This window comes from Actinomycetospora corticicola, from assembly GCF_013409505.1.
Taxonomy (GTDB): Bacteria; Actinomycetota; Actinomycetes; order Mycobacteriales; family Pseudonocardiaceae; genus Actinomycetospora; species Actinomycetospora corticicola.
On the sequence record NZ_JACCBN010000001.1, the window covers coordinates 3,020,748 to 3,041,822 of the forward strand.

The 21,075-nt window shown below is 72.5% G+C and carries 23 protein-coding genes; 21 read left to right on the forward strand and 2 right to left on the reverse strand.

Annotation, left to right across the window (positions count from 1 at the left end; all coding sequences use genetic code 11):
• Positions 1 to 97 precede the first annotated feature (97 nt).
• From BJ983_RS14615 to BJ983_RS14710, 21 genes are all read left to right on the forward strand, one after another.
• Positions 98 to 469 (forward strand): hypothetical protein, encoded by a 372-nt coding sequence (locus BJ983_RS14615; RefSeq protein WP_179794448.1) that lies wholly within the window; start codon positions 98 to 100, stop codon positions 467 to 469.
• Positions 470 to 482: 13 nt separating this feature from the next.
• Positions 483 to 1,313 carry a hypothetical protein gene (locus tag BJ983_RS14620; RefSeq protein WP_179794449.1) on the forward strand — a complete coding sequence of 277 codons (831 nt, stop codon included), beginning with the start codon at positions 483 to 485 and terminating at the stop codon, positions 1,311 to 1,313.
• A gap of 21 nt (positions 1,314 to 1,334) precedes the next feature.
• Positions 1,335 to 7,157 (forward strand): aggregation-promoting factor C-terminal-like domain-containing protein, encoded by a 5,823-nt coding sequence (locus tag BJ983_RS14625; protein ID WP_179794450.1) that lies wholly within the window; start codon positions 1,335 to 1,337, stop codon positions 7,155 to 7,157.
• Position 7,158: 1 nt separating this feature from the next.
• Positions 7,159 to 8,025, forward strand: a complete 867-nt coding sequence (locus tag BJ983_RS14630) for a hypothetical protein (RefSeq protein WP_179794451.1) — start codon at positions 7,159 to 7,161, stop codon at positions 8,023 to 8,025.
• A 1-nt stretch (position 8,026) separates the two neighbouring features.
• A complete protein-coding gene (locus BJ983_RS14635; protein WP_179794452.1) occupies positions 8,027 to 9,484 on the forward strand; it encodes a hypothetical protein in 1,458 nt (485 codons plus the stop codon).
• The gene (locus BJ983_RS14640) at positions 9,484 to 10,668 is read left to right on the forward strand and encodes a DUF5047 domain-containing protein (protein WP_179794453.1); all 1,185 of its coding nucleotides are present in this window, start codon (positions 9,484 to 9,486) and stop codon (positions 10,666 to 10,668) included. The genes BJ983_RS14635 and BJ983_RS14640 overlap by 1 nt, the downstream gene beginning before the upstream one ends.
• On the forward strand, positions 10,665 to 11,537 hold the full coding sequence (locus BJ983_RS14645; RefSeq protein WP_179794454.1) for a hypothetical protein: 873 nt from the start codon (positions 10,665 to 10,667) through the stop codon (positions 11,535 to 11,537). Before BJ983_RS14640 ends, BJ983_RS14645 begins: the two co-directional genes overlap by 4 nt.
• The gene (locus BJ983_RS14650; RefSeq protein ID WP_179794455.1) at positions 11,534 to 12,307 is read left to right on the forward strand and encodes a hypothetical protein; all 774 of its coding nucleotides are present in this window, start codon (positions 11,534 to 11,536) and stop codon (positions 12,305 to 12,307) included. The genes BJ983_RS14645 and BJ983_RS14650 overlap by 4 nt, the downstream gene beginning before the upstream one ends.
• An 11-nt stretch (positions 12,308 to 12,318) precedes the next feature.
• Positions 12,319 to 12,864 carry a hypothetical protein gene (locus tag BJ983_RS14655; protein ID WP_179794456.1) on the forward strand — a complete coding sequence of 182 codons (546 nt, stop codon included), beginning with the start codon at positions 12,319 to 12,321 and terminating at the stop codon, positions 12,862 to 12,864.
• Between the two features lie 20 nt (positions 12,865 to 12,884).
• Complete coding sequence (locus BJ983_RS14660) at positions 12,885 to 13,115, forward strand: hypothetical protein (RefSeq protein WP_179794457.1); 231 nt, start codon at positions 12,885 to 12,887, stop codon at positions 13,113 to 13,115.
• A complete protein-coding gene (locus BJ983_RS14665) occupies positions 13,112 to 13,258 on the forward strand; it encodes a hypothetical protein (protein WP_179794458.1) in 147 nt (48 codons plus the stop codon). The genes BJ983_RS14660 and BJ983_RS14665 overlap by 4 nt, the downstream gene beginning before the upstream one ends.
• The gene (locus tag BJ983_RS14670; RefSeq protein ID WP_179794459.1) at positions 13,255 to 13,671 is read left to right on the forward strand and encodes a hypothetical protein; all 417 of its coding nucleotides are present in this window, start codon (positions 13,255 to 13,257) and stop codon (positions 13,669 to 13,671) included. Before BJ983_RS14665 ends, BJ983_RS14670 begins: the two co-directional genes overlap by 4 nt.
• A gap of 88 nt (positions 13,672 to 13,759) precedes the next feature.
• The gene (locus BJ983_RS14675; protein WP_179794460.1) at positions 13,760 to 14,986 is read left to right on the forward strand and encodes a hypothetical protein; all 1,227 of its coding nucleotides are present in this window, start codon (positions 13,760 to 13,762) and stop codon (positions 14,984 to 14,986) included.
• Between the two features lie 112 nt (positions 14,987 to 15,098).
• Entirely contained in the window at positions 15,099 to 15,950 is an 852-nt protein-coding gene (locus BJ983_RS14680) for a glycine-rich domain-containing protein (protein ID WP_179794461.1), read from the forward strand.
• Positions 15,947 to 17,128: an SGNH/GDSL hydrolase family protein gene (locus BJ983_RS14685; protein WP_179794462.1), complete on the forward strand. Its 1,182-nt coding sequence runs from the start codon at positions 15,947 to 15,949 to the stop codon at positions 17,126 to 17,128. The genes BJ983_RS14680 and BJ983_RS14685 overlap by 4 nt, the downstream gene beginning before the upstream one ends.
• A 95-nt stretch (positions 17,129 to 17,223) precedes the next feature.
• Entirely contained in the window at positions 17,224 to 17,898 is a 675-nt protein-coding gene (locus BJ983_RS14690) for a glycoside hydrolase family 25 domain-containing protein (RefSeq protein ID WP_179794463.1), read from the forward strand.
• On the forward strand, positions 17,898 to 18,020 hold the full coding sequence (locus BJ983_RS31675) for a hypothetical protein (protein WP_281376279.1): 123 nt from the start codon (positions 17,898 to 17,900) through the stop codon (positions 18,018 to 18,020). Before BJ983_RS14690 ends, BJ983_RS31675 begins: the two co-directional genes overlap by 1 nt.
• Complete coding sequence (locus BJ983_RS14695) at positions 18,008 to 18,592, forward strand: N-acetylmuramoyl-L-alanine amidase (RefSeq protein ID WP_179794464.1); 585 nt, start codon at positions 18,008 to 18,010, stop codon at positions 18,590 to 18,592. The genes BJ983_RS31675 and BJ983_RS14695 overlap by 13 nt, the downstream gene beginning before the upstream one ends.
• 15 nt (positions 18,593 to 18,607) lie before the next feature.
• Entirely contained in the window at positions 18,608 to 18,937 is a 330-nt protein-coding gene (locus tag BJ983_RS14700) for a hypothetical protein (protein ID WP_179794465.1), read from the forward strand.
• A complete protein-coding gene (locus BJ983_RS14705; RefSeq protein ID WP_179794466.1) occupies positions 18,934 to 19,296 on the forward strand; it encodes a hypothetical protein in 363 nt (120 codons plus the stop codon). The genes BJ983_RS14700 and BJ983_RS14705 overlap by 4 nt, the downstream gene beginning before the upstream one ends.
• On the forward strand, positions 19,296 to 20,297 hold the full coding sequence (locus tag BJ983_RS14710) for a heparin lyase I family protein (protein ID WP_179794467.1): 1,002 nt from the start codon (positions 19,296 to 19,298) through the stop codon (positions 20,295 to 20,297). Before BJ983_RS14705 ends, BJ983_RS14710 begins: the two co-directional genes overlap by 1 nt.
• Before the next feature lie 61 nt (positions 20,298 to 20,358).
• Here the strand turns inward: BJ983_RS14710 and BJ983_RS14715 are convergent, their stop codons facing one another.
• Positions 20,359 to 20,703, reverse strand: coding sequence for a hypothetical protein (locus tag BJ983_RS14715; RefSeq protein ID WP_179794468.1), 345 nt, complete (start codon positions 20,701 to 20,703; stop codon positions 20,359 to 20,361).
• 116 nt (positions 20,704 to 20,819) lie between these two features.
• The gene (locus tag BJ983_RS14720; protein ID WP_179794469.1) at positions 20,820 to 21,071 is read right to left on the reverse strand and encodes a hypothetical protein; all 252 of its coding nucleotides are present in this window, start codon (positions 21,069 to 21,071) and stop codon (positions 20,820 to 20,822) included.
• Positions 21,072 to 21,075 lie beyond the last annotated feature (4 nt).

The window sequence follows — 21,075 nt, forward strand, 5'->3', positions numbered from 1 at the left end:
GCGTCCGGTCCCGGGGCCCTTCGGGGCCCGCCCTGATCAGCGCCCCCACCGCAGCAGCCTGCGAAGCCCCCACGCCCCCGAACGCAGGGAGACACCCGTGACCGACAAGAACCCCGCCCCCATCGACGACGACGTCGACATCGACCTCGACGCCGCCCCCGAGCGCGATCAGCCCGCCTCGCGGCCCGCGAAGGTCCGCCTCGGCGGCAAGATGTGGCTGGTCGCGCCGCCCGACGCCGGGCTCGTCATGGAGATCGAGGACGCCGGCACCACCTCGAGGGTGCTGCAGCTGCTCTTCGACGAGCAATGGCCCGACGTCCGGCCGCTGCTCGACCCGCTGCGCCCCGAGCAGCTCCTCGAGCTGGTCAACCAGCTCGGCGACCGGTTCGGGTTCTCGCAGCGCTCCATGATGGAGCGAGCCACCCCAAACCGGGCGCAGCGACGCCAGCGCCGCGCCCTGCCCCGCTAGCTCGGTCGGCACCATGAGCGCGCTGACCGACCCGGCGCCCTCGCTGTTTGAGCAACTCATGGCCGAGGCCGTCGACCCACTGCTCGTCGAGCTCGACGACGACAACGCGGTGCAGGTCGACGGCCCCTCGGCTGACGCGGTGTCCGACCTCGACCACCTCCTCGGCGTCGAGGACGTCACCGCGTGGGTCGAAGACGTCAGCGGCGAGCTCGCCGGGCTGCTCGCCCGCCGGCCCTGGACGGTCACCCTCGACGCCGTAGCCGGGATCCGCGGCCACTTCGCCCTGGTCGACCTCCCGCCCGGAATGTGGACCGTGCTCGTCGAGCAGGTCGACCTCTACGGCGAAGCCATCGAGACCGACCTGTTCGACCGCGGCTCCGACCTCCTCGACTGGTTCCGAGGCCGACGGCCGTGGCCGCAGCTGCTGCGCCTGATGCAGCGGCTCCCGCCCGAGTCGCACTACAAGGCGGCGCTGCTCGACGACGAGGAGCTCGCCGAGGAGCGCATCGCCGCCGAGCAGGCCGACGGGGAGCGGCGATCGTCGAAGTCCAAGCCGCCGCTGGTCGGTGAGACCCAGGAGCGAGCGCTGCTGCGCTCCATCGCCGGGGCCCTGCCCCGCATCGAGCACGCCGTCTACGCGGTGAACGCCCCGAAGGGCAAGGCCGGGCGCCCGCCCACCGGACTGCCCAGCCCGGAGACCGCCGAGGACCGCGTCCGGTCCCGGCTCGGCGACGCAGACGTCGAGGACCTCATCGCCGCCGCCACCCCCTGGGACGCGGCCGCCCGCCGCGCCCCCGCCGGCTACGCCGAGTCCGACTCCGGGCTGCTCGTCCCCGACCACTGACGCCGGAGGAGGTGCCCCTGCATGGCCGACTACCAGGCAGGCAACGCCTACCTCCAGGTGCTGCCCTCGACCCGCGGGTTCGCCCAGCGCCTGAAGTCCGAGCTCGCCGGGGTCAAGCAGGACTACACGGTGAACGTCGGCGTCGACGTCGACCAGCGCGGCCTCGCCGGGCTGCAGGCCGCGCTCCGGGCGCTGCCCGTCGTAGTCCTCGACGCCGACTCCTCGCAGGCCGACCGGGAGATCGCGGCGCTGCGCGCCAGAATCCAGGAGCTGTCCGGCAAGACGATCGGCGTCGACATCTCCGGCGAGCAGGCCCGCCGCGAGGTGTCCTCCATCAAGGCCGACCTCGACCGTCTCGGCGCCAGCTCCCCCGACGTCGCGCTCCGCGTCGATGCCGGCGCCGCGTCGGCCGCGCTGGACCGCGTCAACCGCGACATCTCTCAGGTCGACGGCCGCCGGGTCACCGCGAACGTGAACGTCGACGTCAACCGAGCGCTGCAGTCGCTCGCGACCCTCGCGCTGGCGCTGAACAGCGTCGAGGGCCGGTCGTTCAACGCGAGCGTGCTCGTCGACACCGGCCGCGCGGTGGCGGGCGTCGCGATGCTCGTCACTAAGCTGTTCGCGATCGGAGGCGCCGTCGGCGCGATCTCCTCGGTGGCCGCCGCGATCCTCGCGCTCGGTCCGGTCGCCGCGGTCGCCGGCGGCGGCATCGCCGCGCTGGTCCTCGGGTTCGGCGGGGTCGGCAAGGCACTCTCCGCGCTGTCCGCGCAGCAGGACGCCGCCGGTCAGTCCGCCGGCCAGCAGGCGAAGCAGCAGCAGTCCGCCGGGTTCGCGATCGCCAACGCGCAGGCCTCGGTGGCGCGCGCCGCGCAGCAGGCCGGCCGCGCCCGCGAGGACGGCGCCCGGTCCGTGGCGAAGGCCGAGCAGGACTCGGCCCGCTCAGTGACCTCGGCGCAGGGCCAGGTCGACTCCGCGCAGCGCAGCCTCGCCCAGGCCAGCTCCGCTGCCGGGAAGGCCCGCGCCGACGCGGCCCGCTCGGTACAGCGCGCCGAGGCCCAGGCCGCCGAGTCGATCGCGTCGGCGATGCGCGCCGCCGAGTCCGCGCACCGTCAGCTGGCGTCGGCGACCCGCGACCTCGAGCGCAACCAGCGCGACCTCACCTCGGCTTGGGAGGAGGGCCGCCGGTCGCTGGAGGACCTGCAGGATCAGGTCGACTCCAACCGGCTCGACCAGCGCCAGGCCGCGCTCGACCTCCGCGACGCGGAGAAGGAGCTCGCCGCCGCCCGCGCCTCCGGCGACACCGACCAGATCGAGCGGGCGCAGCTCGCCTACGACAAGCAGGTCGAGACCATCGACCAGCTCAACAAGCGCACCCAGCGCCTGGGCAGCGACAACGCCACCGCGCAGCGCGCCGGGGTCGCCGGGTCCGAGGCCGTCGTCGCGGCCAACGAGCGGATCGCGGCCTCGCAGCAGGCGGTCCGGGGCGCCACCCAGGCCGCGGGGCTCGCCGACCGCGACGTGTCGAAGGCCCGCGCCGACGGCGCCGCGTCGGTCGCCGATGCGCAGCGCTCCGCCGCGGAGTCCATCCAGTCCGCTGATGAGAGGGTCGCCTCCGCGCAGATCGCGCTCGCGTCCGCCCAGGACGGGCTCGCGCAGGCCCGGATGGACGGCGCCGCCCGGGTCGCCGAGGCGCAGCGCTCCTCGGCGCAGGCCATCGCCGACGCCGACCAGGGCGTCATCGACGCCCAGCGCTCCCTCGCCCAGGTGATGGCGCAGACCGCGGACTCCAGCGACTCCGCCGCGGACAAGGTCAAGCAGGCCTTCGAGAACCTCTCCCCCGCCGCGGCGGCGTTCGCGATGTACCTGTGGTCGCTCAAGCCGGCCCTCGACCAGCTCCGGGCGACCGCGGCGTCCGGACTGTTCCCGCCGCTGCAGGCCGGGCTCCAGGTCCTCATGGGCCAGTTCTCGGTGTTCCAGACCGTGATCGGCCAGTTCGCCTCGGCCGTCGGGAACGCGCTGGGCTACGTGCTCACGCAGCTCGCCTCGCCGTTCTGGGTCAGCTTCTTCTCCACCCTCGGCAACGTCGCCGGCCCGCTGCTGATGCAGCTCGCGCAGGCGCTGATGGCCGTCGTCGGGGTCATGGGCAACCTGATCCTGGCCATGCTGCCGTTCGCCCCGATGGCGATCGACATGCTGACCATGGTCGCGATGCTGATCGAGGCGTGGACCCCGTTCATCGCGATGTTCGTCGGTCAGCTGCTGCCGGTGTTCGGGATGCTGCTGCAGGCCCTGATGCCGCTCGGGCCCGTCCTCGCCGCCCTGGCCCCGATCCTCGCGGTCCTCGGGCAGGCGTTCTCGATGGTCCTCGGCGCGGTGCTGACCGCGCTCGCCCCGATCCTCGTGGCGCTGACCCCGCTGATCGAGCAGCTCGCGATGGCGTTCGCGCAGCAGCTCGTGGCCGCGATTCAGGCCGCCACCCCGTTCCTCGTCGGGCTCGCGACGTTCATGTCCCAGCACCCCGGCCTGGTGCTGGGGGTCATCTCCGTGCTCGGCGGGCTGTTCAGCGCCTGGACGCTGCTCAAGACCGCCGTCGGCGCGCTGCTCGGCCCGCTGATGCTGATGCGCCTCGCCACCCTCGCCCTCGGCATCAGCGCCGCCACCATGGGCTCGATGTTCGGCGGCGCGTTCGCCGGCGTCATCGGGATCGTCGGCCGCTTCATCGGCCAGTTCTCGTTCATGCGACTCGCGGGGACGCTGCTCGGCGGCATCGGCGGCGGCATCATGGGCATCGGCCGCGCCGTCCTCGGGGCGCTCGGCCCCGTGGGCTGGATCATCACCGCGCTCACCATCATGTACAGCTCCAGCGAGGCGTTCCGCGGGGCGATCAACAACCTGCTCGGCGTCCTCGGCGGCGTCCTGATGAGCGTCCTGCAGGCGCTCATGCCGCTCTTCGACGCCCTCGTCGGCGTGTTCAACCTGATCATGGGTGTGCTGGGGCAGCTGCTCTCGCAGATCGCCCAGGCGCTCGTGCCTGTGCTGAACATGTTCGCCGGGATCATCGGCGAACTCGCGATGGCGCTGCTGCCGCCGCTGATGAGCGTCGTGCAGTCCCTGATGCCGGTGTTCGGGCTGCTCGGCGAGGTCGTCGGCTCTCTCGGGCAGGCGCTCGCCCCGATGATGGACGCCTGGCTGGCGATGTCGACGGCGCTGCTGCCGCCGCTGATGGGGCTGCTGCAGTCCGTGGTGATCCCGGTGTTCGGGTTCCTCGCCCGGCTCCTAGCGGGCGAGCTCACCCTCGCGATCAAGTACGTGCTGATCCCGGCGTGGACGGCGATCGCCTGGGTGCTCTCGAACGTCGTTGTCCCGGTCGTGGTGTGGCTGGCCGGTGTGATGGCCGCGGCCTACCGCGGGATCGCCGCCGTGCTGACCTGGCTGTGGCAGGCGGTGTTCGTGCCGGCCTGGAACGCGATCGCTGCGGTCGTGACGTGGGCGTGGGTCAACATCCTGCAGCCGGTGATTTCGGCGATCTGGACCGTGCTGAAGTTCCTCGGCGCGATCCTGTTCACGATCATCGTCGCGCCGTTCATCATCGCCTGGAACCTGATCTCGGCGGCCGTGTCGTGGGCCTGGACCAACGTCCTGCAGCCGGTCTGGCAGGCCATCGTCTGGTTCGCGCAGAACGTCCTCGGGCCGGTCATCAGCTGGCTCTACACGAACATCGTGAAGCCGATCTGGGATGCGATCGGTGCCGCGATCAGCTTCGTGTGGAACTCGATCATCCTGCCGATCTGGAACGCGCTCGTCTGGGTCATCAACAACGTGCTCATTCCGTCGATGCAGTTCTATTACTACAACGTGATTCTGCCGATCTGGAATGCTATCGGTGCCGCGATCTCGTTTGTGTGGAACTCCATCATCCTGCCGGTGTGGAACGCACTGGTGTGGGTCATCAACAACGTCCTCATCCCGGCCACCCAGTTCCTCTACAACAACGTGATCAAGCCGATCTGGGACGCCATCGGCGCCGCGATCATGTGGGTGTGGACGAACGTCATCCAGCCGGCGTTCAACGCCGTGTGGGGCGGGCTGCAGTGGCTCGGTGACCGGTTCCGCGACGGCGTCGGATTCATCCAGCGCATCTGGGACACCATCCGCGGCATCCTCGCCCGCCCGATCAACTTCATGATCAATACGGTGTGGAACAACGGCATCCTCACCGCCTGGAACAAGGTCGCCGGACTCATCGGCATCCCCGCCATCGCCCCTCTCGCCCCCATCGCCGAGATGGCCACCGGTGGCCACGTCCGCGGCCCCGGAACCGGTACCAGCGACGACGTCCCGATCTGGGCGTCGAACGGCGAGTTCATGGTCCGCGAGAAGATCGCCAGCCAGGCCGGGCCGTTCCTCGCCGCTCTGAACGCCGGCGACGGCGAGGCGCTGCAGGCGGCGGGCGCGACCCGCGCCGGGCGCTCCGGGATGTTCCACGGCACCTCGGCGATCGGGATGGACGTCCGCGGCTACCGCAACGGCGGCCCGATCTTCGCCTCCGGGCACGGGGTATGGGGCTCCGCGGGCCGGTACGCGATGGGCGGGCCGATCGAGGAGCGGATCAACGCCGCGAAGGCGTGGCTCTCCGGACCGGCGCGAGGCATCCCCTACGTGTGGGGCGGCGGCTCGATGTCGGGCATGGACTGCTCGGGCATGCAGGCCGCGGTCACCCACATCCTGTCCGGGCGCCCGCCCACCTCCGGCCGGATCGGGACCACGGCGAGCATGCCGTGGGGTGGGTTCGTGCCCGGCATCAACGGCCAGTACGCGATCGGCAACAAGCCCTCCGACCACATGGCCGGCACCCTCGGCGGGCAGAACGTCGAGCAGCACGGCCCCTCGGGGACCCCGTTCTCGTTCCCCTCGAGGTGGGGCGCCGACGCGTCGTACTTCACCCAGCAGTTCCACCTCGGCGAGGCCGGCGGGAACTTCGTCTCCGGCGGCGGAGGCGGCGGCAGCTGGTTCAACCCGCTGCCCGGGCTGGTGCGCGCCGCCTTCAAGCTCACCGACATCCCGCTGAACATCTTCAAGTCGATCGTCGGGGACCCGCCACCGGACTGGAAGTCGGTCCCGGTCGGGCTCGCCTTCAAGATCAGGGACAGCCTCCGGGACTTCGCGATCCAGAAGGCCGAGATGGCCGGACCCTCCAGCTCCGAGGACGTCTCCGGGATCACCGGCCCGGTCGTCGAGCAGGTCCGCCAGGTCGCCGCCCGCTACGGCTGGGACCAGGGACCCGAGTGGGACGCCATCGCGCGGATCGTGCAGAAGGAGTCCAGCTGGAACCCGAACGCGGCGTCGCCGATCTCCTCGGCGCGCGGCCTGTTCCAGAAGATGACCTCGCTGAACGGGCCCGTCGAGCCGACCCCGGCCGGGCAGGCGGCGTGGGGCCTGTCCTACATCCAGCGCCGCTACGGCACCCCGACCGCGGCGTGGGCGTGGCACCAGTCGCACAACTGGTACGACGACGGCGGCATGGCCTACGGCCGCGGCCTGATGCTGAAGAACACCGACGCTCCCGAGCGGGTCCTGCCGCCGCAGGAGACGCAGGCCTATCCGACGCTGACCCGGCTCACCCAGCAGCTCGAGGCCGGTCGCGTGCCCACGGCGTCGCTGACGAACGCCGCGGCGCAGGCCCGGTCGGCGTCGCTCGGCGCGACCGACCTCGGCGGGTTCCCCGGCGAGGTGCGGCTGAGCGGCGGGCAGCTGCGGATCCTCGGCCCGGACCTGGTCGAGATCGTCGACGGCCGCCTCGAGCTCGTGGCCGACAAGCTCACCGACGGAAGGGTTGGACCCTGACATGGCCTGGGAGTTCCGGCGCCCCCTCTTCGACCTGCAGGGCGCCCTCGTCGTCGGGATCGGCGCGGGCGACACGCAGATCCGCAGCTCGCGGTTCACCAGCCTGGGGACCGACTACTCGACGGGCTCCTACCTGCCGCTGACGATCACCGACGACACCGGCTCCGAGGTTGTCTGGGTCACCAGCCACGGCACCGCTTCCGACGGCGTCACCGTGACCCGCGGCCGGGAGGGCACCACCGCCCGCCCGTTCGACTCGACCGCGATCGTGCGCTGCACCCCGACCCTTCGCGACGTCGTCTCCGCGGTCGCGAACCGGTCGGCGCTGCCCTCGGACGCCCACTACGGCTGCCGGGTCCTGATCCTCAACGAAGGCCAGGTCGTCGAGCGCACCTCCGCCGGCTGGAACGACTCCGCCCCGCTCGAGGACGACGCGACCCGCAAGCACCGGTGGAACCAGTCCGGGGCCACCGTCAACGCCCCCGGTGGGCTCATCTCCGGGCTCTCCGGCGGCCAGACCAACACCACCGGCACCCTCGCGACCATGAGCGGCGGGGCGCTGTCGCTGAACGCGCAGGGCATGTGGTCGCTCGGGCTCGCGATGTACGGGACCTCGCAGAGCGCCCGCAACGAGGGCGTCGAGATGCGCTGGCCGGGAGGTGCGTTCCCGGGCGGAATCGGCAGCCTCTTCGACGTCAGCGGCGCCCAGGGCGGCACCAGCCCCTCGGGCAACGCCCTCCACCAGATCACCTGGACCGGCTACGTCCCGTCGGGGTCGGTCGGCGACCCCATCAGCATGTACGCCTCGACCACCGTGACGCTCGTCGGCTGCGTGTTCGACGTGTTCGCCGAGTACCTGGGCCGCTGACGTGACCTACGGGCGGCAGACCTGGGGCCGGGCGGCGTTCGGCGGCGGCACCCGCCCCGCCGGCGCCCGGGCGCCCGGTGGGATCGCCGTCCCTGGGTTCGACACCGTCTTCTACTGGTCGACCACCCTCTCGACCGCCCCGTACGGCCGCGCCGCCTACGGCGGGCGCTCGTCGAGCTACTACCCGACCGCCGGCATCGCGGCCATTCCGGATCCCGCGGGCGCGGTCACGAACCTGATGCTGTGGTGGGCGTTCGCCGACGCCGTCGCGGTGACCCGGATCGAGGCCGACGGGACCCGGGTTCCGGTCCGCGACGCCGAGGCTGTCGCTCTGCCCCGGTCCCGGTCGCGGCGGAACCGCTCGAGCAACCCGAAGGCCCGCGACAGCCTCTCGGGCTATACCGCCGGGACGAACACCTCGATCAGCCGGATCACCGGCGTGTCGGTCGTGATCGACGACGACAACACGGTCACGACCGCGGTGCGCGGCACTGCGACCGCCGGCGGCGGCATCGCGATCGGGATGCCGCTCGACGCCGCCTCGCCGCTGACCGAGCAGTACCAGTGGCGGGTCCGGACCTCGGCTCTCGCGACGACACTCGGCCTGTCGATCGACTGGTACGACCGGGACTCGCAGCTCCTCGCGACCCAGACCTACCTCGTGTCCGGCGGCACCGCGACCGCCGCCGCGGCCGGGTTCACCACCGCGCAGGTCTCCGTGGCCAGCCGGCCGGGCTCCTCGGTCCTCGGCGTCGTGTCCTACATCGCCACCGGGCTGTCGGCCGGCGACACCCTCGACGTGACGGCCCGCCTGCGGGAGACCACTATCGCCGGGCCCTACTTCGACGGGGACTCCCCGTACGCCGCGTGGATGGGCGCCGCCGGCCTGTCGTTCTCCCAGCAGGGCGTCGCGGTCTACGTCCGGGACTTCGAGGCCCCGCTCGACACCCCGGTCCGCTACGAGATCACCAGCTCCGCCGCCCCCGGCTACGCCGCCACCTCAGAGGCCGTCACCCTGCTCGCGCAGCTCGGGCAGGGCGTCGGCGTCCGCGAGGTCCTCATGACCCACCCCGGGCTCGCGCACACCATCCGCGTCTGGGTCGAGAAGGAACCGTCGTCGATCTCGAAGGCGATGGAGCAGGGCGTCTTCGAGATCGAAGGCCGCCGCTTCCCGGTGGTCATCACCGGCGAGCAGCGCGGCAGCGCCCGCGGGTCCCTGACCTTCGTCGCCGAGACCTTCGACGAGCGCGACCGCCTCGAGCGGTTCCTCGACGACGGGTCGCCGCTGCTGCTGCGCTGCCCCGCCGACTGGGGGCACCCGCCGAACTGGTGGCTGTCGTTCGGCGACCTCGACATCCAGCACTGGACCCACCACGCCCGCAAGCAGGTCCGCCGCCTCGAGGTGCCGTTCATCGAGGTCGAGCGCCCCTCGGTCGCGACCCGACCGCTGGCAGCCTGATGGGCACCCGCGACTACGACGCGCCGATCGGCCCCGACGGGCGGGTACAGCTCTCCGCCCGCGCGCAGGCCCTCATCCAGGACTCGTCTGGCGCCGCGGCGCGGGCGTGGCTGCTGTCCTCCGACGGCTCGTCGCGCTCCCCGCTCCCGCTGATCCGCGGCGGGTCGGTCTCGGCGGACGCGAAGTCCATGGTGCGGCGCACCGCGACGCTGTCGGTGCACGGGGTATGGCCGGACGACCCCACCTCGCAGCTCGCGCCGTACGGGCCGCGGGTGCAGGTCCAGCGCGGCGTCCGGGTCGCCACCGACGCCATCGAGTGGGTCACGCTGATGACCGGTCCGATCTGGTCGTCCAAGCAGGACCGGTCGAAGGCCGGCGCCGGACCCCTGGCGATCCCGCTGAAGGACGAGATGGCCGTCATCGAGGCCGACGGGTTCGACGCCGCGACGTCCACCAACCCGGCCGAGAAGGTCATCACCGCGGTCACCCGGCTGATCCAGGAGACGCTCCCGCTCGCCCAGGTCGTCGACCTTTCCGGCAACCTCGGCCAGGCGCTCTGCGCGAAGATCGACCTGCAGCAGGCCCGCGCCGGTGGCATCACCAAGCTCGCCGCGTCGGTCGGATGCGAGGTCTACGCCGGCCGCGAGTTCCAGACGTTCTACTTCGCGCCCGTCCCCACCCTCGACGACTCGACGCGGTGGCTGCTCGCCTATGGCGGCGTCATCACCACGAGCTCGCGGGAGCGGACCCGGGACGACACATACAACCGGGTGCTGGTGAAGGGCACCGCGCAGGGCACCGCGTCGGGGGAGGCGCAGAAGCCGGCGCCCTACGCCGAGGCGATCCTGACCTCCGACATGGACCCACACGCCTACTACGGCGGGCCCCTCGGGCGGCGCACCTGGAAGATCGAACGCGCGGAGTACGACACCGCCGCGAAGTGCGCGGCCGCCGCCCCGATGTGGCTGGAGCGGGCCCGCGGCCGCAACGTCTCGCAGTCCGCGTCGACGCTGGTGAACCCGGCCGCTGATCCCGGCGACGTCGTCGACCTCCGCCCGACGAAGTCCTCCCCGCGCTGCGCCCGGATCGTCGACTCGTTGACCTATCCGCTCGGCGCGGCGGACGCGCAGAACTGGACGACCCGCGGCGACGAGCTGCCCGACTCGACCGAGGGCGCGGCGTGACCGCCCCTCTCGGCAGTGCCACGAGCACTGGCGCGGACAAGCTCGCGGACAAGCTCAACCAGCGGCGCGCCGAGGACCACCAGTCGACGTTCACCACCGCGCAGGTCGTCGCCGGGTCCACCGACCGGCAGGTCGCGGTCGACATGGACGGCGACACCCAGCTCTGGCCGTTCGTGGCCGGCTACACGCCGCGCAGCGGCGACGCCGTCGTCCTCGGCGGCGGCCCCGGCTGGTGGGTGTGTCTCGGGTCGATCTCCGGGGTCGGGCCCGCGCGCGCCTCCACCCAGCAGGTCTACGACCTCACCGTCGACCACGACGTCGCCGTCGGCCATGAGCTCATCGCGCAGGGCGGCATCCGCACCGAGGCAGGCATCTCCTCCGGCGGCGACGCCACCTTCTCCGGGGTCATGACCGCGCCGCTGCGAGCCCGGGGCGCGAACTGGTCGAGCAGCCTCTACAACGGCGCGATCCGCTGGGAGTCCACCGGCGCGCTCGAGGTGAAGACCTACGACGGGTCGGCGTTCCGAGGTGTGTACGCCTCGAACTTCGCGCCGCCGCCCAGCTGGCGCGAGTACAAGCTGGACCTGCGGGCGCTCGCCGATGTGCTCGGTGGAGACCCGGGCGACGTCCTCGACCGGATCGACGTCGCCACCTCGTGGATGTACCGCGAGACGGTGTCGTTCGCCGACGGCGAGGAGCGGATCGGGCCGAAGCTCGACGAGCTCCCCGACGCCTTGATCGTGCGCAGCTACGACGAGGACACCGGCGAGGACCGCTCCTCGTGGTCGGTCAACGGCATGGTCACCGTCCTGATCGCCGAGGTGCAGGCGCTCCGTCGTCGTGTCGCCGAGCTCGAGGAGAGCCGTTGACGACACCGGCCGCCGACGAGCCGATGGTGGACCCGCCACTCGACGTCGAGGTCGCCCGCGACCTGCCCCCCGAGATCGACCCGATCGACGTGGTCACGAAGGCCCGAGCGCGGATGTGGACCCGGGGCGGGGTCACGAACATCGGCCCGCTCGCGCAGGACCTCCCGCCCTTGCTGCAGCAGATGCTCGGCGACCGGGCAGACGTCATCGCCCTCTCCGGGCTGCTCTGGGGCGCAGTGTCGCAGCTGTTCAACCGGCTCGGCCCCCTGCAGCAGGTGGCCGACGAGATGCCCACGATCGTCAAGCACTCCGACGAGGTTCACACCGGTCTGCAGCGCGGCCAGGACGCCATCCAGACCGCGGTCGCCGCGGTCCAGCGCGCGGCCGACGCGATGACCCTGTCGCTCGGCACGATCGCGCAGACCGCCGCCCAGGCCCTCGCCGCGTCCGCCATCGCGAGCTCGAAGGCCACCGCGCTCGACGCCCGGCTCGCTGCCCTCGAAGCGCGCGAGGTGCGGCTCTACCGCGCCGTCGGGGACCTCCCCACCCTCGCGGTCGGCGCGACCATGACTCGGCTCTGCCCGTGGCAGGGCGACGCGCCCAGCCCGCTGCCCACCATCCGGCAGTGCACGGTCGTGCAGATCGCCGGGACCGCCGCCACTCTCACGCCGACCGCCGTCTCCGCCGCCGGGGTCACCGTCACGGTCCGCTCGGCGAACGCGCTGCTCACCGCTCCGAACGCACTGCAGGTCGTGGCCGCCACGTGGTGAGGAGGACGACCATGCGCATCCCGCAGATCGCCGCGGATGTCGAGGACGTGTGGTCCCGGTCCTGGATCACGCCGTGGGTGTGGCCGGTGATCGTCGTCTACAACACCGCGCTCGGAGCGGTGCTGCTCGCGGGCGGCCCGGCCCGCATCAACGGCCCGTCGTTCGCGACGATTCGGCTCGTCGGGCACGTCGGCGCCGGTACCGTGTTCGTCGTCGTCGGCCTGGCCGTGGGCGCCGCGGCGTTCGTGTCGCGCCGCGCCCTCCGCATCGCGGGGTACCTCGCGATGGTCGCCCACCTCGCCCTCGCCGCCGGGTTCGTGACCGCGGTCCTCGGCGAGCCGGCCCCGCTTCCCGTGCTGCCCGGAGCGCCCACGCCCGTGCGGGCCGCGCTGACCGGGGTCCCGTCCTACCTGTTCATCGCCGCCATCCACTTCGCGAACGCCGCCATCTACGGCCGCCGCGGCCCGGCCCCGACCCCGCAAGCAACCCCGACCGTCAGCGACGACGACGACCCCACCACGGGGCCCGACGCTGGAGAGGCAGGAGTACGTGCTTGACCGCGTCACGCTGGTCCCGCTTGTTGTCACGGCTCACCCCGGGCGGTGTCCGGAACCTGGTGCTGTTCGTGGGCGGCGCGGCGGGGATGGTGTACGAGGCCGGGTTCGTGCAGGAGCCGCGGGTGATCCTGGTGATGGCCTACCTCGGGTTCCTCGGCGTCCCGGCGTTCAACGGCTTCGACCGGCTGCTGCGCCGGCCCTCCTCCGAGGACGCGCCGGCCGAGTCTGCCGACGCGGAGCCCGCGCCGTGACGGCGTACCTGGCGACGCTGCGGTGGCTCGTGACGTCCGCCCTGGACGTCGTCGAGCGGTGGCCGACCACCACGTGGTTCCTCACGGCGTGCTGGCCGCTGACGTTCGTGCTGCTCGTCGCGACCGGGATGCGTCTCTGGTGACCGGCTACGACGACGTCGTCATCCTCGTCGCGATCATCGGCGGCACCGTCAACGTCGGCGCCTCGGCCGCGGTCGTCTGGAACTACTGGCGCTCGCTGCGGACCCTCGCCCGCGACCGCGGCTTCCGACCGAAGTACGGGCTGCTGGTGTGGCACGTCGTGTCGATCGCCTCGGCGTGGTCCGGCATGTGGGCGCTGCTGGTCCTCGGGCTGCTGGAGACCCGCGGCGTGCTGACCGTCCCTCGCCCGGTCCGGCTGTCGGGCTACGTCTTTGCCGCCGGCCTGGGGCTCGTGGCGCTGGCGCTGATCGCGTGCGAGTCCCGTCGCCGGGTTCAGCGCCCGCCGACCTCGACGACCGTCGTGGAGTCCACCGCGACCGTCGTCCACGGCGACGAGCCACCCGCCACCGCCTGACCCTCTCCGCCGTCCCAGCCCGCCAGGTCCGCCCGGTCGGGCCCGTCGTCCTGCCCGCGCACGTCCCCTCCGAGAGGAGAGCCGCCTCATGCCGCTCGATTCGTCCGTCGACAAGGTCCGCGTCCGCGGGCGCGCGCAGTTCTCGACCGGCCTCGCGAGCCCCCCGCCGAGCTTCTTCTCCACGGTCGAGCGGATCCTCAACAAGGTCTCCCACTCGCGGATCGCGATGCAGCCGGTCCAGCCGTACGACAACCAGACGTCGAGCCCGGACCCGACGGCCCCGGCGATGTGGAACCCGACGACGGGTGACTGGTGGGCCGACCTGATCGCCGTCGACGACGCCGACCTCCTGGCGTCCGGGCAGACGCAGTGGGGGCAGTGGGGCTGCGACGACCGGGGGCAGCGGTACTTCATCGAGCCGAAGCTGGTCAGCCCCACGTTCTACGGCGCGCCGCTGACAGGGGCGCCGCTGGCCCAGGGCTCCGGCGGGATCCGCACGGTGTGGCTCGACGACCTCGCGCAGCTGTTCAGCCCGGTCCTGACGCCCGGAGTCGGCGGAAGCGGTGGCGGCCTCGACGCCGAGGGTGCTCAGGACGCCGTCGCCGCGATGTTCGCCGCCGGCACCCACTCTGGGATCGGCTTCGTCTACGACGACGCCGGCAACCGCATCTCGGCGACCGTCACCGTCACCGGCGACCTTCCTGAGTCCACCGCGGGCCTGCGGACGACGGCCGCGGGGACGCCCACGGACCTGCTCGGCGTCATCAACGAGTACACCGGCGTCGTCTCGCAGACACTGCCCCCCGCGCTGCCCGGCCGGGTGCTGGCGTTCCGGCAGCGCACCGTCGGCCTCACGCTCGCCCGAGCCGGGTCCGACGTATTCGTCCTCGGAGACGGCACCCAGGTCAACTCGGTGTCGCCCGCGGTAACCGGCGAGCTCGTCCAGTACCACTGCTCGGTCGCGGGGCAGTGGCGGGCGAACAGCGACTTCAAGCCGACTTCGGCGCTCGTCGCGATGTTCGGCGCGATCCTCAACACCCACCTGCTGGCGTGGACCTACGCCCAGGCGTTCAGGCTCGTCTCGGCCACCCGCGACGCGAACTCGGCGATCACCACCGCGAGCGTGGTCTGGCCCGACGGCTCCACCGGCACCTTCACCACCACGACCGCCTCGAGCGCGTTCCCGGGCGCGATCGACGCCTACACGGTGACCTACGTGCCCGCGTCCGGGGCGTCGAAGACGGTCACGCAGCCCGCCGTCACCCGCGACAGCGCGGGTGCCGTGACCGCCCAGCCCGCCCTGACCGTCGCGTGAGGAGCTTCGTGATGCACCCGATAACCGCTACTAGGCCACATGCGCCGGGCGCCATGGGCGGCGTCGTCAAGCCCTCTGACCAGCATCTTCACCGAGAGGAGGGCGACCGGTCGTGAGCATCCTCGAGCCACCCCCCGGGCACAGCCCGAACGTCCAAATCTTCTACACCAGCGGCACGTGGACCAAGCCCGTCTGGGCCAAGTCCGTCCGCGTCTACATGATCGGCGGAGGCGGAGGCGGAGGCGGCGGTCGTCGCGACGCCGCTGGCACCGTGCGCTGCGGCGGGGGTGGCGGCGCCGGTGGGGCCTTCGCGTTCGCCGAGTTCCCCGCCGCGTCCCTGAACGCCACCGAGGACATCAGCGTCGGGACCGCCGGCTCCGCCGGAGCAGCCGCGACCACCGACACCGCGAACGGCGGCAACGGCGGCAACGGCGGGTCTTCCTTCTTTCGCAGCGCCGCCTCGATCCTCGCAGCAGGTGGCGGGACGGGTGGTGGCGGCGGAACGAACTCGTCCGGCACCGCCGGGTCCGGCGGCAACGCCGGCAGCTTCAGCGGCACTGCCGGAGGCGCAGCGTCGGGCACCGGAGGGGCCGGGGCGTTCGCTTCGTACCTCGTCACCCAGGGCGGCCCAGGGGGTGCGTCCGGAGGTGGTCTCACGACCGCCGACGCCACGTCCGCGGGTGGTACCGGTCGCGGCAGTGTGCCCACCAACCGGCCCGCCGGGACGGCCGGAACTGCCGGTGGTGGGACGGGCGGTGACGGCGGATCGATGCCCACCGGCGCCCCGATGGTCGGCGGCTCCGGCGGCGGCGGCGGCTCCAGCACCACCGGCGCGGGCGGCAACGGCGGCGCGGGCGGCCTCTACGGCGCCGGTGGCGGCGGCGGCGGCGCCTCGGTCAACGGCAACAACAGCGGCGCGGGCGGTGCCGGTGCTCCGGGCATCGTGGTGGTGATCAGCGAATGAGCCTCCTGGACCCGCCCGCGCCGCGCCTGCTCGCGCGCCCGCTCGGGATCGCCTTCGTGGGCGACTCCCTCACCAACTTCTGGTACCCGTACGCCGAGATGTGGCACAACTCGCTGTGCATGCTCTCCAACGGCTACATCCGCCACCGAGGCAAGTTCGCCCTCGGCGGTCAGACTCTCGAGCAGATCGAGAGCACCTACCTGCCGGCGGCGCTCGCGCTCAACCCGTTGCCGGGTGCGGTCGTGCTGGCCGGCGGCACCAACAACCACTCCCAGGCCGGGTACACGCTCGCAAGCTCGGCGGCCACGCTGCAGCGGATGATCAATCGTTGTCGCGGGCTCGGCGTGCTCCCGATCCTGTGGCTCGTCCCCCCGCGCCAGGACAACGCCACCTACAACTCTCGGGCGGGGCTGTGGAACGCCTACGTCCGGGCGCTCGCCCAGTCTCAGGGCCTGCCGTTCATCGACGCGCACACCCCCGTCGTCGACCCCGCCACCGGGCTCACCGCCACCGCGTATCAGGGCGACACCGTCCACCCGAACTACGCCGGCCATCAGGCCATCGCCGCCTACAACCTCGCGCGCCCGGAGCTGCTGTCGCAGCTCATCGACGGCACCCCGCACCTGACCCACGACGTCCTCGACCCCGCCAACCTCATCGGGTCCGGCTACGGCCTGTTCCCGTCGCTGTCCGGCGGCTACCCGCTGGGCTTCACAGGGTTCGGCTCCATCACCTGCTCCTTGATCGCCGACCCCGCCGTGTTCGGCAACTGGCTGCGGCTCGGGCGAGCACTCGGGGCGTCCGGCAGCGCCGCGGTCAACCCGTCCGCGCCGCCCACGGTCGCTGCGGGCGACAAGGTCGCGCTGGCCTGCCGGCTGCGACACAACCTGCCCATGGCCACCAACACCGCGCAGGGTGGTGTGCAGGTCACGCTCATCGCGCTCGACTCGGCCAACGCGGCACTGGCCACGACCTACGCCTACGGGCCGCTGTTCGGCTCGGCGTCGGGCGTGCTGTACGCCGAGGCCGTCATGCCGGCGGGCACGGTCAAGGTCCGCCCGGAGGTGCGGATCACGGGCACGGCCGCGGCCGACGGGTTCGCCGACATCGCCCAGCTCACGGTCACCAACTTGACCACGCTGGGCACGGCCGGGATGAGCACCGCCGACAACCTCTAGGCCCGCCGATCCGGTAACTGCTCTTAGGCCGGGTCGCCGCTCATCCACGCGGCGACCTGTCAACCCGTCTGACCCGCGGAAAGACGAGGTGCATCGTGCAATTCTCTGACGTCAACCAGTGGCACCGAGTCACCGACCGCTACGTCTACGAGGCCAGCGGCGCCCCGATGATCGAGATCAGGGTGTGCTCGGCGTCCTCCGGGCAGATGGTCGAGGACACCGAGTGGCGCCGCCACCGAGCCCGGTTCGACGGGTTCCCGCGGCTGTACTACCAGTACGTGTGGGGTCGCCAGTCGCCCGAGGAGCAGGCCGACCTCCTGGCCGGCCTGCTCGGCGGGCTGGCCCCGCAGGACATGCTCATGCTCGACATCGAGGTCGGATCGAAGATCGCCGACCCGCCCGGGTTCACCCGCCGCTGGGTCGCCCGCGCCGAGGCCCGGCTCGGCACCCGGCCGTGGGTGTACGTGCCGAAGGCGCTCGCCTCCGACGAGCTCTACGACGCGATCGGCACGCGCGTGGTGAAGGCACCCCGGTACTCCGGGGGCCTGCACCGCGGCACCCCGCCCAACTGGCCGCACCACGTCCACCAGTTCACCGACCGCGGCCCCATGCCCGGCTCCCCCGACGGCCCCGGCGACTGCAACTACACCGAGCTCGAGGTCGCCGACCTCCTCGCCCGGTGCCGCCTCGACGACCCGGCCCCGGCCAGGACGTCCAAGGGCGACGACGCCGACCGGCGCCGCCGTGCCCAGCTACTCCTGGAGGGCTGATGGAACCCGAGCCCGACCCCGACCAGATCGCCTGGTGCGACGACCGCGCCCGCGACGACGACGGCCGCCTCCTCGAGGACCGGCCCGGCGACGACGAGGAGGTCACCTCGTGGCCTGGCTGACGTGGATGGCCGACGCGCTGCGCGCCGGCGGCCTGGACGTCATCGAGCAGTCCGGGTGGAAGACCCGCGGGCACGGCGCCATGGGCCAGGTCCTGGGCGTCCTCGCGCACCACACTGCCGGCGGCGGGTCCAACGACTGGCGCATCGTGCAGGACGGCCGCCCCGACCTCGCCGGGCCGCTCGCGCACATGACCCTGGAGCGCGACGGGACGTTCCGGCTCCTCGCGGCCGGGCAGTGCTGGCACGCCGGCGCCGGCGGGCCGCTGCTCGGCGTCGGCAAGAACAACGGCAACGAGCACCTCATCGGCATCGAGGGCGTCTCCAACGGGACGACCTGGACCGACGCCCAGCGCGATGCCTACCCGCGCGGCGTGGCCGCCCTGCTGCGCTACCTCGAGCTGCCCGCCGCGCAGGTCGCGGGGCACAAGGAGTGGGCGCCCGGCCGGAAGGTCGACCCGGGCAACTGGTCGATGGCCGACTTCCGCGCCGCCGTCGCCCGCCACATCACCGGCTCCGCGCCGAGCCCCACGTCCGACAGCGCCCGCCGCCGGCGGACGCTCGCCCTCGACTGACCAGGAGGTCCGTCCATGTCCGTCGTCCCCCTCGAGCTCGACAGCTCGACCGGCAAGTTCCGGGCCACCGTCCCGGTCGAGGCTGGTAAGTCCTCGACCGTGATCAGCCAGTCGTGGCTGACCTTCGGCTGCGGCTGGACCGGCGCCGAGTTCCACGTCGTGATGATCGACGACGCCGGGAAGAACACCCTCGACCAGACCCGCAAGGTCGCGGCGTGGCGCCGCGGCTACCTCGAGGTCCCGTCGGGGTCGACGTTCTGCGCGATCGAGGGCACCCTCGTCGCACCCGCGAGCGGGCAGCCGACGGGCGTCCCGTCGGCCCGACTCGTGAACCTGGCCGCGTGATGGGCCGCTACTCGAAGACCCTCGTTGCCGCGCTGGCCACCGTCGCCGCCGCGATCCTCGCCGCGTTCATGCCCGACTCGGTCGTCTCGACGGTGGAGTGGGTCAACGTCGCGATTATCGCGGTCGGCCTGGTGCCGACCTTCTACGTCGCGAACTCGCCGGCCGCGCCGGTCGCGAAGGCCATCGTCGGGGCGGCCACCGCCGCGCTCACGCTGCTGACGACGCTGATCGCGGGCGGGCTGACGGTCACCGAGTGGTCGCAGGTCGCCGCCGCGTTCGTCGGGGCGATCCTCGTCTGGGCGGTGCCGAACACCCCGGCCGGTGACCCGGCGTGGGGTGGCCCGGCGGCGGTCGCCTGATGGGCGTCGAGGAGCAGCTGCTCGACGCGCTGATGGGCAAGGCCGACGGCTCGATCGTCGACCAGCTCGACGCCGCGCTCGCCGCGGCGTGGGCGGTCAGCACCGGGATGGACCTCGTCGTCGCGCCGACCGGCGGGACCCCGGGCCCGTTCCATCCGGGAGGCGGCACGCTGGATCTCGCGCTCGACCAGGTCGCCGCCCGCTGGGGCGCGGCACCGAAGGCGCGGACGATGGTCGAGAAGGCCGCGCTGCTCGAGCAGCTGGTCCGCGGGATCGCCGGGAAGCGGACGCCGGCGAACCGGCCGTCGGGAACGCCGGCCGCCGGCGGCACGAGCTCGCCGTCGGTCCCGTCGTCGGGATGGCGGGCGCTGTCGGTGCTCACCGCGAAGGCTGCGACTGGCGAGCGCTCGTCATTCCAGTCCGCGGTCCCGTCGTGGGGCGAGGCCGGCATGACGGTGTCGCTGCTCGCGAAGGGCGACCGGCCCGGCACCCCGAACCGAACGTCGGGCGGCGACACCCAGCGCTGCGAGATCCTGCTCGCCGGGTGGGAGTCGCTGACCGGGACGCAGTTCCTGCGCTACGACTTCACCCTCGCCGACGGGTTCCCGGTCGACACCACCGACTGGCAGGTCATCGCGCAGCTCAAGAACAGCTCGACAGGCTCGCCGCCGCTCGAGGTCATGGTGGGTCGCGGCCAGGTGTACCTGCAGTGGCACGACGCGGGCGGCCGCGAGACCGGCCGCGAGGTCCTCGGGAAGGCGACGACCGGGGTCCGGCACTCCGTCGTGCTGCAGGTGCCGTTCACGACGGGGAAGGCCACGGTCCGCGGCTGGTTCGACGGCGCCGAGTCGTTCCAGGCCGAGCACGGCCCGACGCAGTACCCGGGCCAGGGCAGCTACGGCAAGCTCGGCCTGTACCGCTCGAACCGCATCGGGAAGGCCGCGACCGTCGTCCACCACGGCGTGGCCCGCGGGAGTTCCCTGGCGGCCGTCACCAGCTGATCATCGACGCTCCCCCAACAGAGCCCCCGGCCGCACCTCGCGGCCGGGGGCTCTTCGTCGTTCATCGGGTGATCTCGACGGTGTACGCGACCCGGCCCTGCCGCTCGGCGTCGTAGTCCAGATCGAGGACGATGCCCTCGACCTCGATCACCTTCTCGCGCACCCAGGCGCCCATCCGCTGGCGCTCCTTGGGGTCGCCGCGGTCGCTCCGGCCGGCCACCGGGTCGACGGCGTACACGGCCCACCGCTCTCCGGGCCGGCGCACGGCGACGCGCCACCGGTCCCCGACCAGGGCGACCCGCCACTGCGCGGCGCACTGCTCGGCCAGGTGCGCCTGGTAGGCCGCGGCGGCCTGGGCCTTCGCCGCGATCCGCGCGGCCCCCGAGCGCTCGTCCGTGCCTGCCACGTCCGGCAGCAGACCACGCTGGTCCGACGTCGACACGGCGAGGCGACCCCGAACACACGAGAACCCCGGCGTCGTCGCGAGCGACGCCGGGGCTCCATCGAGTGTCTGTGTGGTGGTCAGAGCAGGTGGATCCGCTCCAACTGGCCTGTCTCCCTGTCTCGGACCAGCAGCTCGTTCCCCTGCGCAAGCTCCTGGCTGATGAAGGCGTACAAGGTGATCGCTCGGTTGATGATCTCGGCCTTGCTGAAGCCGGTCAGCGTGAGCAGCTCGGAGAGGTCGGACACGACCTTCGGGATCAACCCGACGGTCATGCGTTCGGCCACTACCTGCTTCTCGGCTGCCTGCTGCTCCTTCGCAGTGCCTGCCATGTCG

Bases quoted from the DNA above. Each gene is read 5' to 3' on its own strand.
- BJ983_RS14720 (WP_179794469.1), bottom strand. From the start codon at position 21,071: ATGGCAGGCACTGCGAAGGAGCAGCAGGCAGCCGAGAAGCAGGTAGTG.
- BJ983_RS14685 (WP_179794462.1), top strand. From the start codon at position 15,947: ATGAGCCTCCTGGACCCGCCCGCGCCGCGCCTGCTCGCGCGCCCGCTC.
- BJ983_RS14620 (WP_179794449.1), top strand. From the start codon at position 483: ATGAGCGCGCTGACCGACCCGGCGCCCTCGCTGTTTGAGCAACTCATG.
- BJ983_RS14640 (WP_179794453.1), top strand. From the start codon at position 9,484: ATGGGCACCCGCGACTACGACGCGCCGATCGGCCCCGACGGGCGGGTA.
- BJ983_RS14710 (WP_179794467.1), top strand. From the start codon at position 19,296: ATGGGCGTCGAGGAGCAGCTGCTCGACGCGCTGATGGGCAAGGCCGAC.
- BJ983_RS14655 (WP_179794456.1), top strand. From the start codon at position 12,319: ATGCGCATCCCGCAGATCGCCGCGGATGTCGAGGACGTGTGGTCCCGG.
- BJ983_RS31675 (WP_281376279.1), top strand. From the start codon at position 17,898: ATGGAACCCGAGCCCGACCCCGACCAGATCGCCTGGTGCGACGACCGC.
- BJ983_RS14700 (WP_179794465.1), top strand. From the start codon at position 18,608: ATGTCCGTCGTCCCCCTCGAGCTCGACAGCTCGACCGGCAAGTTCCGG.
- BJ983_RS14625 (WP_179794450.1), top strand. From the start codon at position 1,335: ATGGCCGACTACCAGGCAGGCAACGCCTACCTCCAGGTGCTGCCCTCG.
- BJ983_RS14675 (WP_179794460.1), top strand. From the start codon at position 13,760: ATGCCGCTCGATTCGTCCGTCGACAAGGTCCGCGTCCGCGGGCGCGCG.
- BJ983_RS14630 (WP_179794451.1), top strand. From the start codon at position 7,159: ATGGCCTGGGAGTTCCGGCGCCCCCTCTTCGACCTGCAGGGCGCCCTC.